At 51.8% G+C, this 14,809-nt stretch carries 15 protein-coding genes; 13 read left to right on the top strand and 2 right to left on the bottom strand.

The window, feature by feature from the left end; all coding sequences use genetic code 11:
- The first annotated feature begins 60 nt into the window (after positions 1-60).
- The 7 genes from rpmG to uraA all read left to right on the top strand — a co-directional run bounded on the left by rpmG (position 61) and on the right by uraA (position 4,666).
- Positions 61-210, top strand: a complete 150-nt coding sequence (rpmG, locus tag DW088_RS11795; RefSeq protein ID WP_110435831.1) for a 50S ribosomal protein L33 — start codon at positions 61-63, stop codon at positions 208-210.
- Positions 211-228: 18 nt separating this feature from the next.
- Complete coding sequence (secE, locus tag DW088_RS11790) at positions 229-459, top strand: preprotein translocase subunit SecE (RefSeq protein WP_110435832.1); 231 nt, start codon at positions 229-231, stop codon at positions 457-459.
- 17 nt (positions 460-476) lie between these two features.
- Positions 477-1,013 (top strand): transcription termination/antitermination protein NusG, encoded by a 537-nt coding sequence (gene nusG / locus DW088_RS11785; RefSeq protein WP_110435833.1) that lies wholly within the window; start codon positions 477-479, stop codon positions 1,011-1,013.
- A gap of 104 nt (positions 1,014-1,117) precedes the next feature.
- Entirely contained in the window at positions 1,118-1,543 is a 426-nt protein-coding gene (gene rplK / locus DW088_RS11780) for a 50S ribosomal protein L11 (RefSeq protein ID WP_110435834.1), read from the top strand.
- Positions 1,544-1,641: 98 nt separating this feature from the next.
- Positions 1,642-2,337 carry a 50S ribosomal protein L1 gene (gene rplA / locus DW088_RS11775; protein WP_118360867.1) on the top strand — a complete coding sequence of 232 codons (696 nt, stop codon included), beginning with the start codon at positions 1,642-1,644 and terminating at the stop codon, positions 2,335-2,337.
- A 179-nt stretch (positions 2,338-2,516) separates the two neighbouring features.
- Entirely contained in the window at positions 2,517-3,359 is an 843-nt protein-coding gene (locus DW088_RS11770; RefSeq protein WP_118360866.1) for a patatin-like phospholipase family protein, read from the top strand.
- 44 nt (positions 3,360-3,403) lie between these two features.
- Positions 3,404-4,666 carry a uracil permease gene (gene uraA, locus DW088_RS11765; RefSeq protein WP_118360865.1) on the top strand — a complete coding sequence of 421 codons (1,263 nt, stop codon included), beginning with the start codon at positions 3,404-3,406 and terminating at the stop codon, positions 4,664-4,666.
- Positions 4,667-4,715: 49 nt separating this feature from the next.
- On the opposite strand, the gene DW088_RS11760 is transcribed toward uraA, so the two are convergent.
- A complete protein-coding gene (locus tag DW088_RS11760) occupies positions 4,716-5,582 on the bottom strand; it encodes a hypothetical protein (protein ID WP_118360864.1) in 867 nt (288 codons plus the stop codon).
- A gap of 119 nt (positions 5,583-5,701) precedes the next feature.
- On the opposite strand from DW088_RS11760, the gene DW088_RS11755 reads away from it, so the two are divergent.
- Complete coding sequence (locus tag DW088_RS11755) at positions 5,702-6,004, top strand: helix-turn-helix domain-containing protein (RefSeq protein ID WP_330423312.1); 303 nt, start codon at positions 5,702-5,704, stop codon at positions 6,002-6,004.
- 114 nt (positions 6,005-6,118) lie between these two features.
- Entirely contained in the window at positions 6,119-7,096 is a 978-nt protein-coding gene (locus tag DW088_RS11750) for a D-2-hydroxyacid dehydrogenase (protein WP_158574683.1), read from the top strand.
- Between the two features lie 74 nt (positions 7,097-7,170).
- Here the strand turns inward: DW088_RS11750 and DW088_RS11745 are convergent, their stop codons facing one another.
- Positions 7,171-7,548 carry a hypothetical protein gene (locus DW088_RS11745; RefSeq protein ID WP_118360862.1) on the bottom strand — a complete coding sequence of 126 codons (378 nt, stop codon included), beginning with the start codon at positions 7,546-7,548 and terminating at the stop codon, positions 7,171-7,173.
- Between the two features lie 415 nt (positions 7,549-7,963).
- On the opposite strand from DW088_RS11745, the gene DW088_RS16375 reads away from it, so the two are divergent.
- The 4 genes from DW088_RS16375 (at position 7,964) to DW088_RS11725 (ending at position 14,379) form a co-directional block, all read left to right on the top strand.
- A complete protein-coding gene (locus DW088_RS16375; RefSeq protein WP_243029910.1) occupies positions 7,964-11,704 on the top strand; it encodes an S-layer homology domain-containing protein in 3,741 nt (1,246 codons plus the stop codon).
- Positions 11,705-11,823: 119 nt separating this feature from the next.
- Entirely contained in the window at positions 11,824-12,519 is a 696-nt protein-coding gene (locus DW088_RS11735) for a DUF554 domain-containing protein (protein ID WP_118360861.1), read from the top strand.
- A gap of 101 nt (positions 12,520-12,620) precedes the next feature.
- Positions 12,621-13,058, top strand: a complete 438-nt coding sequence (locus DW088_RS11730; RefSeq protein ID WP_158574682.1) for a MarR family transcriptional regulator — start codon at positions 12,621-12,623, stop codon at positions 13,056-13,058.
- A complete protein-coding gene (locus tag DW088_RS11725) occupies positions 13,045-14,379 on the top strand; it encodes an MATE family efflux transporter (protein WP_118360859.1) in 1,335 nt (444 codons plus the stop codon). Before DW088_RS11730 ends, DW088_RS11725 begins: the two co-directional genes overlap by 14 nt.
- Positions 14,380-14,809 lie beyond the last annotated feature (430 nt).

Here is a 14,809-nt window from a genome sequence, read left to right as displayed (position 1 = left end):
CAAGCCGTGTCACAGGGATACGGAAACGAAGCGAGATATTAAAAGGAGGTGCCGTTATCTATGCGCGTAAAGATCACGCTGGCCTGCACCGAGTGCAAGCAGAGAAACTATGACACAATGAAGAACAAGAAGAATGATCCGGATCGTCTGGAAATGAACAAGTACTGCCGTTTCTGCCGGAAGCACACGCTTCACCGCGAAACGAAGTAAGGGAAAGGAAGTAGCTTAATGGCTGAAGAAACCAAAGCGAAAAAGCCCGGTCTCTTTGCTCGTATCGGCAAGTGGTTCCGCGAATTGAAGAGCGAATGCCGTAAGATCGTCTGGCCCACCCGTGAGCAGACGACGAATAATACGCTGGTCGTTATCGCCTGCGTAGTCATCATCGGCATTTTCATCTGGGTGCTTGACATCGTATTCGGTCTTGGTGTCCAGACGCTGCTTAAACATTTCGCCGCCTAACTTAAAAGGAGGCAACAATGTCAGACGCTGCAAAATGGTACGTTGTTCATACGTACTCCGGCTACGAAAACAAGGTAGCCTCTTCGATCGAAAAAGCGGTCGAAAACCGCAAGCTGCATGACCTGATCCAAGCCGTCAACATCCCGACCGAGAAGGTCGTTGAGGTAAAGGACGGCAAAAGCCGCGAGGTAGAGCGCAAGCTGTACCCGGGCTACGTGCTCGTTAAGATGATCATGACCGATGAAACCTGGTATCTGGTCCGCAATACGCGCGGCTGCACCGGTTTTCTGGGTCAGGACAAGTCCGGCGGCTCCAAGCCGATTCCGCTGACTGAGGAAGAGATCATCGCAATGGGCGTGGAAAAGCGCGAGATCGAGGTAAACTACGCCGCAGGCGACAGTGTTCGCGTTATCGACGGCGCGCTGGCAGGCTTTATCGGCGTTGTATCGTCGGTTGAGCCGGATAAGAACAAGGTAAACGTAACCGTTTCCATGTTCGGCCGCGAAACCCCTGTCGAGCTTGAGCTCGATCAGGTTGAAACTCTCGACGAGTGACAATGAGCGGAAGATAGATTTCCGCATTTACGGCAAGTGGGAGAGTTCCGTGCCAATTAGGAACTCGCCAGCCACCACATTTTTTGAAGGAGGAACCTTTCAACATGGCACAGAAAGTAGTAGGTTATATCAAGCTCCAGATTCCCGCAGGCAAGGCAACCCCGGCTCCCCCGGTAGGTCCGGCTCTCGGCCAGCACGGTGTAAACATCATGGCTTTCACCAAGGAATTCAACGAGCGCACCAAGAACGATGCCGGCATGATTATTCCGGTTATCATTACGGTTTATGCTGACCGTTCGTTCAGCTTCGTTACCAAGACGCCTCCGGCGCCGGTTCTGATCAAGAAGGCTTGCGGCATCGAGTCCGGTTCTGCTGTACCGAACAAGACCAAGGTTGCAAAGCTGTCCAAGGCTGACTGCCAGAAGATCGCAGAGACCAAGATGCCCGACCTGAACGCTGCTTCCCTGGAAGCTGCTATGAGCATGATCGCGGGTACCGCCCGTTCGATGGGTATCACCGTCGAGGAGTAATCTCCGGTTTTTATTTGTTGTACGAAGCTGCGGCTATCTGCCGCATACAGTGGGAGGGTTATTCAAGTTCCCGCTTAACCACTTAAGGAGGATTTATTGTGCATAAAGGTAAAAAGTATGTAGACAGCGCAAAGACGATCGACCGCACCAAGCAGTACGATCCGGCTGAAGCGCTTTCCACCGTTGTTTCCACCGCGAAGGCTAAGTTCGATGAGACCATCGAGCTGCACGTAAAGCTGGGCGTTGACTCCCGTCACGCTGACCAGCAGGTTCGCGGCGCTATCGTTCTGCCCCACGGCACCGGCAAGCAGGTTCGCGTTGCTGTATTCGCTAAGGGCGCAAAGGCTGACGAGGCTCTGGCTGCAGGCGCAGACATCGTTGGTGCAGAGGACCTGATGGAGCGCATCCAGAAGGAGAACTTCTTTGAGTTCGACGTAGTTATCGCTACCCCGGACATGATGGGCGTTGTAGGCCGTCTGGGCCGCGTGCTTGGTCCTAAGGGCCTGATGCCGAACCCGAAGGCTGGTACCGTATCTATGGACGTTACCAAGGCTGTTCAGGAGTCCAAGGCTGGTAAGATCGAGTACCGTCTCGACAAGACCAACATCATCCACTGCCCGATCGGCAAGGCTTCCTTCGGCGCTGAGAAGCTGCAGGACAACTTCGACGCTCTGATGGGTGCTATCATCAAGGCTAAGCCGGCTGCTGCAAAGGGTCAGTACGTTCGTTCCTGCGTTGTTGCTTCTACCATGGGCCCCGGCATCAAGGTAAGCACCGCAAAGATGATCGGCTAATTCAATAGCATTTTACTCGGCGGTTTTCCGCTGAGCGTCAGAAAGACAGACCGATGATTTCGATTGTTGGTCTGTCTTTTTGTAAAATAGCGTGGATTTTTACTGCACCAGACAGCGTGTGCCGAAAAACACGAAAACTCTCTCGATTTCAGAAAAATAGTAAGAAAGGCAGGTTAATTATGCCCGGTTTAGTCTTAGAAGGCGGAACCTTCCGCCCGGTATTCTCCTGCGGCGTGATGGACGCGCTGCTCGACAACGGCATCATGTTCGATTACGTCATCGGCGTGTCCGCCGGCATCACCTATGCGGCGTCGTATCTCTCACGGCAGCGTGAGCGCAACATTAACATACTGCGGCAGTATCGTGGCGACAAGCGCTATTTCGGTGCGCGCAACCTGCTGCACGACCACTCCATTTTCGGCACAGATTTCGTGTTCGATACCATCCCGAACCAGCTTGTGCCGTTTGACTGGGACACATTTCATAAATATCAGGGAAAATATCTGGTCGGTGTCACCAATGCAAAGACAGGCAAAGCCGAATACCTCGACGGCATGCGCATGGACCGTCCATGCACGATGCTGCGAGCGACCTGCGCCATCCCGATCTACTTCCCACCGGTGCAGATGGACGGCGAGACGTATTACGACGGCGGTCTGGCCGACCCGATCCCGATTCTGCGCAGCCTGCACGACGGCAACGAGCGCAATCTGATTGTGCTTACGCAGCCGGAAAGCTACCGCAAGACGCTGACGCGCGGCGTAGAGCTGACCGCAAAGTGGCTGAAGCGCAAATATCCGGCGATGCCCAAGGTGCTGCTTGAGCGTGCCAAGCACTACAACGAGACAGTCTGCTTCTGTCACCGACTTGCGGAGAACAAACCGCAGGACACCGTGCTCCTTCAGCCCGAAAAATCGCTGAACAGCTTTGAAAAAGACGTGAAAAAGCTGGAATGGGGCTATGAAATGGGGTATAATATGACATGTGCCCGGATGGAGCAGATCAAAAATCTGTTCCGCTGACGGGTTTTGGAAAAAGAGAAATATTTTAGGGGGAATGAAAAACGATGCAAAGCAACAGAATCATTCAGGTAGAGGAAAAGGTGCCGCCGCGCCTGCTCGTGCCGCTGTCCATCCAGCATATGTTTGCGATGTTCGGCGCGTCCGTGCTCGTGCCGTTCATCTTCCATATGAACCCGGCGATTGTGCTGTTCATGAACGGTATCGGCACACTGCTGTTCATCCTCATCACCAAGGGCAAGGCGCCCGCATACCTCGGCTCGTCGTTCGCGTTTATCGCTCCGGCGACCATCGTTATCCAGAACTGGGGTTATCAGTACGCGCTCGGCGGCTTTGTTGTCGTAGGTGCGTGCGGCTGTGTGCTCGCATTCATTATCTATAAGTGCGGTACAGACTGGATCAACGTCGTTCTGCCGCCTGCTGCCATGGGGCCGGTTGTTGCCCTGATCGGCTTGGAGCTGGCAGGCTCTGCGGCTTCTACCGGCTGCATTGTCGGTGATAGCGTCACCACCGGAACGGTTGTCACCTTCCTTGTAACGCTGGCTGTTGCGGTATTCGGCAGCGTGCTGTTCCGCGGCTTCTTTTCGACTATTCCGATTTTGATCGCCATTATCTGCGGCTACATCGCGGGTGTGCTCACCGGTGTTATCGAGACTCAGACCATTGTAGATGCGCTGCACACCAGCTTTATCTCCATTCCGAATTTCCAGACCCCGAAGTTTGACATCAACGCCATCCTTATCATTCTTCCGGTCCTTCTGGTTATCGCAAACGAGCATATCGGTCATCAGCTGGTTACCGGCAAGGTCATCGGTCGCGATCTGCTGAAAGATCCCGGTCTGCACCGTTCGCTGTTCGCGGATAACTTCTCGACCATGATCTCCGGCTTTATCGGCTCGGTGCCGACCACTACCTACGGCGAAAACATCGGCGTTATGGCAATCACCAAGGTGTACTCCGTGCGCGTGATCGGCGGCGCGGCTGTGCTGAGTATCATCTGTTCGTTCGTTGGTCCGCTGGCGGCGCTTATCCAGACCATTCCGGGCCCGGTCATCGGCGGTATCTCGTTCCTGTTGTACGGCATGATCGGCACCTCCGGTCTGCGTATTCTGGTTGATAATCATGTGGATTACAGCAAGAACCGCAACATGATCCTGACCTCGGTTATCTTTGTTACCGGCCTGTCCGGCGTGACGCTGGCGCTGGGCGATGTATCGCTCTCCGGTATGACCCTCGCCGCTATCGTCGGCATGATCATGAGCCTTGTGTTCTATGCGTTCGATAAGTTCCATCTGTCGAATGATGCGTAAATGAATCGAAAAAGCGCCTGCATGAGCAGGCGCTTTTTTATTATGAAAATCATGAAACAGGTGCGGAATCGGACGGATTAGCTTGTGCAATCGCTTCCAGATGGAGCAGGGTTTGATTTAACATATTTAACTGTGCCGGTCCGATCGACGTCAGAGCGAATGAAAGCGATGGAATAGCGGAGAAACGCTTCCGAATCTTGATATCGGTATCGCAGCCTGCATATGAAATGCTGAATTTAGTCTCGGTTTCAAAGATATTTCCTAATATGCCGGAGGTCTGAAGGATTTTCCACAGTTCAGATACTGCGGTATGATTAGAAAAGTCTAATTCTATATATGGATGATTGGGATTCTTGATTTGAATAACGATTGCTAATTTGTCATAGACCGTTTGCCCGGCGGCATGCTGTTCGGTGGTGCCTTGAGAAATGCCGCCTTTCGTTTTCATTTGCGTATAGGCGTGTTTTGAAGTAATAAGCTGTGCCTGGAGAATATCGGAGTAGGGAAGAGAAAAACACTCAAATGCTTCTAACGGATGGGCATTTGTGCATTGAAGGGCATGTAATTCCGGCAAATCCTTTGTTTTATAGTAGAGTAGTTGCTGATTGGCACTGTCCAGAATAATACCTTGCGAACCGGAAAAATTGATATGGCATCGATCAATAACAGCATGGGAGGGGCATGTAATTTCTATGCTCCAGTCACATTTGCTGCGCTGTGTCTGCAAATGCTGGTTTAAGGCGGTATAAGCTGCTTCCAACCATTTCGGTAAGTCTTGATTAAACAGATGTACAACATCCTGTCGTGCCTCGTCATGAAGCCACTTGTTGGATAGCATGGAACGAAGGGCAGCATAGATTCCCCAGAGTATAAGAGTTATGATCAGACATACCAAGAGCGTTAGTAAGATTACCATGTACAGTCCTCCTATTATCTTCTTTAGTATAGCTGGAAGAAATATGTATGTCAATTAAAAATATCATAATGATATCGTAATATCATCGTGATTAGCATACCCTATAATAAGGTGATAGCATGCTGATTATAGGGGAACGAATTAAAATGCTGCGGGAGAGCCACAACATCTCACAGGCCGCGCTGGCAAAGCGGCTGGGCATCACACGGTCGAGCGTAAATGCGTGGGAATTGGGCCTGAATGTACCGAGTACGCAGTATATTATCGAATTATCCGAGATTTTCAAGGTATCGACAGACTATCTGCTGTGTGTTGCAAAAACGCAGACGCTGGATTTAACAGGTCTGGACGAGGAGGATATCGCCGTTCTGTATGCGCTGGCGACCTATCTGCGCAGAAAGAACCGCGAAATGAAATTATAAAAATAATTTGAAAAGTGTCTGCTCATGCAGATGCTTTTTATTATCCCATTGTTGAAAACCGGAAATCCGTACTATATAATTGTAAATATTCTGACAGATAACGGAGAAAACACAATGCAGAACGAAAAAACATCCGTTTTGGTGCTCGCACAGTGCGATTGGACCATGCGTGAGACGTTAAATACCCGATTCGGTACGCGGTGCGCGTTCACGTTCGCGGAGAACGGCGAACACCCGACCGCAGAGCAGCTTCGCGCGGCTGCGGTTATTTTCGGCGAACCGAGTGAAGCCCAGCTGGCGCAGACCGAAAACCTGCGTCTGCTGCAGCTGACCTGGGCGGGCGCGGACAAGTACACGCGCATGGAAAATCTGCCGCAGAGCGTGGTGCTGGCGAATGCATCCGGCGCGTTCGGCACGATCATCGCGGAGTACGCGATTGGCAGTCTGGTGGCGCTGTACCGCTCGTTTGGACGGTACTGGAGCAACAAACAGGCGCATATCTGGCAAAAATACGACCATGCGGAGACGATTTCCGGCAAGACCGCGCTTGTACTCGGCATGGGCGACATCGGCGCGAATGTGGCCCGCCGATTGAAAGTCTTCGGCGCAGCTGTGCTCGGCGTGAAGCGCACAGCGGTTTCGACCGTACCGGAAGACTTCGAGGAAGCGCATACACTCGATGCGTTAGATGCTCTGCTCCCGCGGGCGGACATCGTCATCGGCTGTCTGCCGAACACGCGCGAGACCGCGGGTCTGCTGACTGCGGAGCGTCTGCACGCGATGAAAGCAGGCGCGGTGCTGGTCAATGTCGGACGCGGCAGTCTGGCGGGGACGGACGATCTGGTGTCGGCTCTGCAGGACGGCCACCTTGGCGGCGCCGCACTCGATGTATTCGAGAACGAACCGCTTCCGGCGGACTGTCCGCTGTGGGACATGGAGAACGTGCTGCTCACGCCGCATATCGCAGGCCCGAGCTTCGGCGGCAGCGCGGACGTGCAGAACACGATCTGGCATATCTGCATGGACAATCTGGAGCGGTATTTGACCGGAAACCCGCTGAAAAATGTCGTTAACCGGTCGGAGGGATACTGATACGCGTTTCCCGCAGGTATAGCAACAGAGAGAAAACGAGCCGAAAGCCATGCTGTCGGCTCGTTTTTTGGTGCTCAGCAGTTTTTGAAAAACCAGATGATAAAGTTGATAACCTCTATGCCGAGGAAAATCAGGGCAACCACGCAGATGACCGCCGTTGCCGTCATAAACTGGATGGACGGTTCACCCAGGCTTTCAATAATCACGCAGGTCAGCGCAATAAACCAGCTGATCATGCACGCCGTATGCAGCGGATGCTGCAGGATCCACTTGCTGATCTGACCGGATTCGTCGGATTTCGGTGCAGGCTCGGTTGTTTTCTGCTCTGCGGAGACAGGCCGGTGGCCGCCGGACGCATTCGGTGCATTGCGCGCCGCTTCCTGCATGCCCTGCCGGTAGTGCACATAGCCGTCAAGTCCCTTGCCGTAGAAGCCGTAATCGTCGTTTTTCATATGCCATGCCTCCCTTTCATGCTTTGAGTATCGCATATCGGGTGTCCGATAAAACGGACTCAGAAGCGGTTGAACACAAATGTTCCAAATTACTGCGTTTACCATAGCATAACCGGGCGCAAAATACAAGCGGCGGTGGTAAAAATGTATAAATGCTGGCAATTTTAATTGTGCAAAAGCAATGAAAAAGTTATAATTATGTCAAAACGACACAAAATCGACAAAGTTTTGTGATAAATGGCATTGCAAAAAATGTAAAACGGTGGTATGATGTAGGCAATAAAGCGGCACAAGGGTACCCTTGTGTCTGAGGTGCTCGCCCTCAGACACAAAACCTTCCTAAGTACAAATTTTGCGAAGGAAAGGCGAAACGGCACCGATTATGCCGGAAAAAACAATTTCGAGGAGGATAAACATGAAAAGAAGATTGTTATCGGCTTTTCTCGCTGTGATGATGGTGCTGACCATGGCACCGGTGGCATTTGCGGCGGATGAAGATGCTGAAAACACGGCTGACGGCAGTGCTTCTGCTGGCACGGGTTCCAGTGAAGTTACATCTGCTGTTGCTAAGATTGGCGATGCAACGTATTCTACGCTGGCTGATGCAGTTGTAAATGCAAAAACTGGCGATACAATCGTTATGACGGCGGCTACGGACATTAGTAAAACTGGTCTTAGCATTACATCGGGAAAAGATATTACGCTCGACCTGAATGGTTATGAAGTAAAGGCGGCTAATACCGGTGCAGGCAATATTAAAGTATATGGTAAGCTGACCTTGAAGGACAGCACCGATACTTCTGCAAATGGTGAGGGTCAGGGTAAGATTACAACTGTTACCAAGACTTATATCCGTAATCAGGCAGATCAGCCGATTATCTATGCTGTAAATGGTGATTTTGTAATGCAGAGCGGTTTGATTGATACTGCAACTGGCATTACAAACAATTCTGATAATGGTCAGTTCGGTGTAGGTGTTCAGAATGAAACTGCCAATGCTTCTGTTACTATTGAGGGTGGCAAGATCAAAGCTGGTTGGTATGCAGTATCTGGCAATGGGCAGATGCTAAATCATGATGGTAATATTACTGTAAATGGTGGTATTCTGGAATCTACTGCCGATTATGCGATTTATCACCCGCAGGCTGGCACTACCACAATTAACGGTGGCGTTATTTATGGTCATGCTGGTGGTATTCAAATCAATCGTGGTACGCTGGTTGTAAATAATGGCACTGTTACATCTAAGGGTATCGGAAGCACTGGCTCTTGGGGTGATGGTACTGGTGGTACTAACAATGCTGCTATTCATGCAAATGCCAAGTATGGTGATGTATCTGTTTCTATCAAGGACGGTAAGGTAACGGCTGAGGGCAATGCTGTTACTATTGTTCAGGGCACTAAACACACTGCTACGGTAGCTGTTTCGGGCGGTACATTCTCCTCTGATGTTTCCGCATATTGCGAAAAGAATTACTATACTGAGAAGAATGCGGACAATACCTACACGGTTAAGTCCATGAAGGACGTTGCAGTAGCTAAGATTGACGATACTTATTATAAGACGCTGGCTGACGCTGTTGCAGCAGCGCAGAACGGCGCAACCGTTAAGCTTCTGGCGAATATCAATGGTCAGACTGTAATTCCGGCAGATAAAAATATTGTGCTGGATTTGAACGGTAAGACGATGACACATACAGGTACTACGCTGTATAATAGCGGCACGTTGGTTGTAAAGGATTCTTCTGCTGACAAGTCCGGTAAGATTGTATCTACGGGCAATGTAGGTATTGGCGTAAATCATAACTCTACCACAACAATCGAGTATGCTAATATTCAGGCACAGGAAGGCGCGGTTATTACCGGCTATGCTACGGGTGCAACGATCACCATTGAAGATGGCGTATTTACGGCACTGGATAATGCGGTAGTTGCGGGTAATGGAAATAAAACTGACAAGAATACAGAGGGAACCCCTGAACGTGTAAATGCCAATAAGATTACTATCAATGGCGGCACATTCAACGGTATGATTAAGACCAGCGGCTATGTTGCTTGTGGTATCTATGCGCCGTGGAAGGACAATATTGTTGTAAACGGCGGTACTTTTAATATTACTGGCGGCGCAGGCATTGTTGCGCGTGGCGGCATTGTCGTTGTAAATAACGGCGAATTTAATACGACCGGCAATGCTACGGGTAAAGTTGGCGATTCGCGTGTTGTAGTACCGTGCTCTGCACTGGTATTTGATAGCGCGGCAAAATATCCGTCTCTGACTAATGATTCCAAGATTCAGATTAACGACGGCAAATTCAAATCCGATGTTGATACGATTAAAGTTGTAAAGGACGATACGGATATGAATAGCCGTGTTATTGTTGGAGGCGGCTACTTCACCACCGACCCGAGCGCATACGTTGCAAGCGGCTACGTTGCCGGAACCAGTGATGTATCCGGTTACAGCTACAAGGTAGTTGCAAAGACCGACACCGGCAATGTTGAGGTTAAGCCTGCTGTTTCTGCTCCGGAAGTTAAGGTAAGCGAAAGCATTTCTAAGGAAGATAAGGCAAAGGTTGAAGAAGCAGCTAAGACGGTTTCCGCACCGACCCTCGGCGCGGAAACGGGCGATATCGTTAAGGATATCAATGAAGATACTGCAAAGGCTCTGATTAAAAAGGCAACTACTGTACCGGGCGATAATAAGAAGCTGTACGTTCAGTCCTCGCTGAAGGTTGAGCCGACCGCGTATGATGCGGCAAACAAGACGCTGGCGCTGGAGATCACTCCGCAGTATCGCGTGGTAGCGTCCACCGCAGATACGGCAGACAAGATTAAACTGGACGGCGATACCAATACCAAGAATGCACAGGTCGTTCAGGACTATCAGACGATGAACATCACCAAGGCAACTGTGGTAACTATGGAACTGCCGACTGGCTTTGCAGTTGCTGACGGCGATAAGCTGAGCATTCAGCACACCAAGTCCAACGACAAGGTTGAGTATTACACCGGCACGGTAACGAAGAAAGATGATAAGCTTTATCTGACCTTCACCACCAACGGTTTCAGTCCGTTCGTTATTTCCGTTCCGGAGGCAGCTATCGAGAGCAAGGTTTATCCGACCCTGCAGGCTGCGGTTGACAGTGCAAAGAATGATGACATCATTGATCTGTATAAGGACGTTGCACCAGACACCAAGGTAACGGTTGCAAAGACCATCAAGTTTAAGATTGCAACCAACAGCAAGAAGTTTGACGCAGCTAAGAATATCGTTGCAGGCAGCAATACCACGGTTAAGGTAACTGGTGAATCCAGTCCGTACATCTACGAGTTCACCTACACCAAGCCGTCCTCCGGTTCCTCCGGCGGCAGCTCCTCCGGCAAGACGACCTACAAGGTAACCACCTCGGCGGTCAACAACGGCGGCGTAAACGCTTCTCCGTCCAACGCGGAAAAGGGCGCTACCATTACCCTTACCCTGTCCCCGGACAAGGGCTACAAGCTGGATAAGCTGACCGTTACCGACGGCTCCGGCAAGTCCGTTTCCACCGTTAAGAAGAGCGACACCGTTTACACCTTCACCATGCCTGCTTCCGCCGTTACCGTTGGCGTAAGCTACGCAAAGGCGGACGAAACCCCGTCTAAGACCACGTTTAACGACGTTTCCGCGAACGACTGGTTCGCTTCCGCGGTTGATTATGTAACCGGCAAGGGCATGATGAACGGCACCGCAGCGAATACCTTCTCTCCGAAGGCTAATACCACTCGCGGCATGCTGATGACGGTTCTGGCACGCCATGCCGGCGAGGACACCACCGGCGGCTCTGTCTGGTACGAAAAGGGTATGAACTGGGCTAAGGCGAACGGCGTATCCGACGGCACCAACCCGCAGGTGAACATCACCCGCGAGCAGCTGGCAGCTATGCTGTACCGTTACGCACAGAACAAGAAGTATGACGTTTCCGGCGCGAAGAGCCTCGACGGCTATACGGACGCGCAGAGCGTAAGCAGCTATGCTGTTCCGGCGCTCCAGTGGGCGAATGCGGCTGGCGTTGTTAACGGCAAGTCCGGCAGCAAGCTGGACCCGAAGGGCTACGCGACCCGCGCGGAAGTAGCGGCAATGCTCATGCGTTTCTGCGAAAACGTGGAAAAGTAAGCGAAAATGCAATAAAAACCGCACAGCTTCGGCTGTGCGGTTTTTTTGCTTGCCAAAGACGCTGTTCTACTGTAAAATGGGAAATAGAGGAGAAGGGGAAAGAGAAAGAAGGAAATTCTATGCCAATCGGAGTAATTGTCAACTGTATCTCGGTGCTGGCCGGCGGCGTGATCGGTTCCGCACTGGGACACGTCCTGCCGAACAGCCTGAAAGAGCACCTGCCGACGCTGTTCGGCATGTGTTCGATCGCTATCGGCATCAATTCCATTATCAAGGCGGTCAGCATGACAGCGGTCGTGCTGGCGATTCTGGTGGGGTTTACCATCGGGCACCTGCTGCACCTTGAGGATTGGACAAGCCGGTTTTTTCATCGGCTGGTCAAAACCATGCACCTCGGCGGGGATAATATTGATATGGAGTTCTACATCACGGCGGTCGCGCTGTTCTGCTGCTCGGGCTTCGGGTGGTACAGCACGCTGACTGAGGGCATCGCGGGCGATCCGAACCTGCTGTTTGCAAAGTCCGTGCTGGACTTGTTCACTGCAATGATCTTCGCGTCTACGCTCGGCAAGGCCATCTGCGCCATCCCGCTGCCGCAGTGCGTGATTCTCCTGTGCGTGTTTACCGCAGGACGGCTGCTGTCCGGTGCGCTCACACCGGAAATGTTCGCGGATTTGTCCGCGTGCGGCGGCGTGCTGACTATGTCGGCCGGTTTTCGTGTCTCCAAGATCAAATCCGTGCTGCTGGTCGATCTCATGCCCGCGCTGATACTCGTCATGCCGTTCAGCGCACTCTGGACCATGCTGATGGGATAAATTTGAAGCAGACTCTTTTACGGGTCTGCTTTTTTTACTTGACAATAGTCCTAAATCATACTATAATGGCGTGGTACGATTTAGGACTATTGAGGTGCATTATGGATTTTCGCAGACAAATGAACGACTTGTGCGCATATATTTTTCGACAGGATGAGCTGTACGACATCTGGGCGAAGCACAGCGGCATGAAACCCAGTACAGTAACGGTGCTGTATATGTTAGATCAGTTTTCGGAGATGACACAAGGAGGAATCGCGCAGATGTGCCTGCTGCCCAAGCAGACAATTCATACGGTGGTGCAGGAGTTGGAGCAGGCCGGTTATCTGGAAAAGGTGAGCGTATCCGGCCGCAAGGAAAAGCCGCTGCGCCTGACCGAATCCGGCAAACGCTACACAGCGGATAAGCTGGGCGGTCTGTACCGCGCAGAGGAACGCGCCGCCGCTGCCATGGGCACTGAGCAGTTCGCCATGATGGTGGAAATGACCCGAAAATTTACCGATTCTTTTGAAAAGGAGATTCGCAATGGAGCAGAATAACGCGCTTGCGCGCAAATTCAACGCCGCATCGCTGCTCCGATTCGCACTGCCGAACATTGCAATGATGATGCTGCTGTCGATGTACACCATCGTGGACGGCATGTTTATTTCGCGGTTTGCCGGCACAACCGCGCTTTCCGCAATCAATATGTCGTATCCGCTCAACTGCCTGCAGATGGCTACCGGCATTATGCTCGGCACGGGCGGCAGCGCTATTATCGCCCGCCGGCAAGGGGAGGGACGAACAGACGAGGCGCGCCGCAACTTCACCATGCTGATTGCAGTCGCGCTGGGTATCGGCCTGATTTTCGCCGTGTTTGGCAATCTGTTTCTGAACCCCATTCTGCGTCTGCTTGGCACGAGTGAGCTGCAGTGGGCAGACTGCCGTATTTACACACGCATTCAGCTGGTGTTTGCACCCATGCTGTTTCTGCAGACTGCCTTTCAGACATTGTTCGTCACCGCAGGCAAGCCGGGCTTGGGTCTGCTGACCTCGGTGGGCGGCGGCATTACAAACGTGGTGCTTGACTGGCTGTTCATGGGCCCGATGAACATGGGTGTTGCCGGTGCGGCGATTGCCACCTGCCTCGGCTACTGCGTGCCGTCCATCGTTGGTTTGGTGTATTTCACTAAAAACCGCACCGGTAGCTTGTACTTTGTGCCCTTCAAATTCGACGGACAGACTCTGCTTGCCGCGTGCGGCAATGGCTCGTCCGAGATGGTCAGCAACATTGCGAACGCCATCACCACATTCGTGTTCAATACGCTGTTCATGCGCTACCGCGGCGAGGACGGTGTAGCCGCCATCACGATTGCAATGTACTTCCAGTTCGTGTTTACGGCGGTGTATTTCGGCTTTTCGATGGGCGTTGCACCGGTTATCAGCTACAAATTCGGCGAGAAAAATATCCCGCAGCTGAGGCATATCTTCCGCATCTGCATGACGTTCGTGCTGGCGTGCTCGCTCGGCACATATTTGCTCTCGTGGCTGACGCTCGAGCCGGCGCTGACCCTGTTTACGCCGCGCGGCAGCAGTGTGTATGGGATTGCCATGCACGGCTTTCCGATTTATGCGGTCAGCTTCCTGCTCATGGGCACGAGTATTTTCGCTTCCTCGCTGTTTACCGCGCTCTCGGATGGTCTCGTGTCTGCGATCATCTCGTTTTCGCGCACGCTTGTGTTCCTCGTGGCGATGCTGCTGCTCCTGCCGCTGATTTTGCAGGAAACCGGCATCTGGCTGGCTGTTCCGGTAGCAGAGGCGCTCGGTGTGATGGTTTCGGTGTTTTTTCTCGTCAAGGGACGGAAAAAGTATCAGTATTAAGGAAAAGAGTGCTGTTTGGGGAACAGCACTCTTTTGTTATATGTAGATGAAATATAACGAATTGTATATAGGATGAAGGTGGAGAGTAAAGGAAAAGCGAAAGGGCCTGCCGCCTGTAATTCACAGGCAGCAAGCCCTTTCGGTCGCTTGAACAATTTTTGACTGACTTTTAGAGGTCACTTCAAAAAATGCCTTGCTGTTGTATTTGAGGGAATGAAAAGCATTTGGAGCTGCTTTTCTAATTTAGAATATAGAGAGGAGAAAGAAATTCAAGAAGAGTTACTCGCCGACCTTGACGAACACGCCGCCAGCCTGACAGGACTCGGTAGCAGCCTTAGCCATGAGAACCGGACGCAGGCCATCGATAGCGCCGACAACAGTCTGGGTATCGTTGTTGATTGCATCAACGAAGGAGATAACCTGGTTGATG

It is taken from the genome of Butyricicoccus sp. AM05-1 (assembly GCF_003474415.1).
Classification (GTDB): domain Bacteria; phylum Bacillota; class Clostridia; order Oscillospirales; family Butyricicoccaceae; genus Agathobaculum; species Agathobaculum butyriciproducens.
Note: the sequence above shows the minus strand (reverse complement) of the source record. Positions and strands in the feature narration are given on the sequence as shown.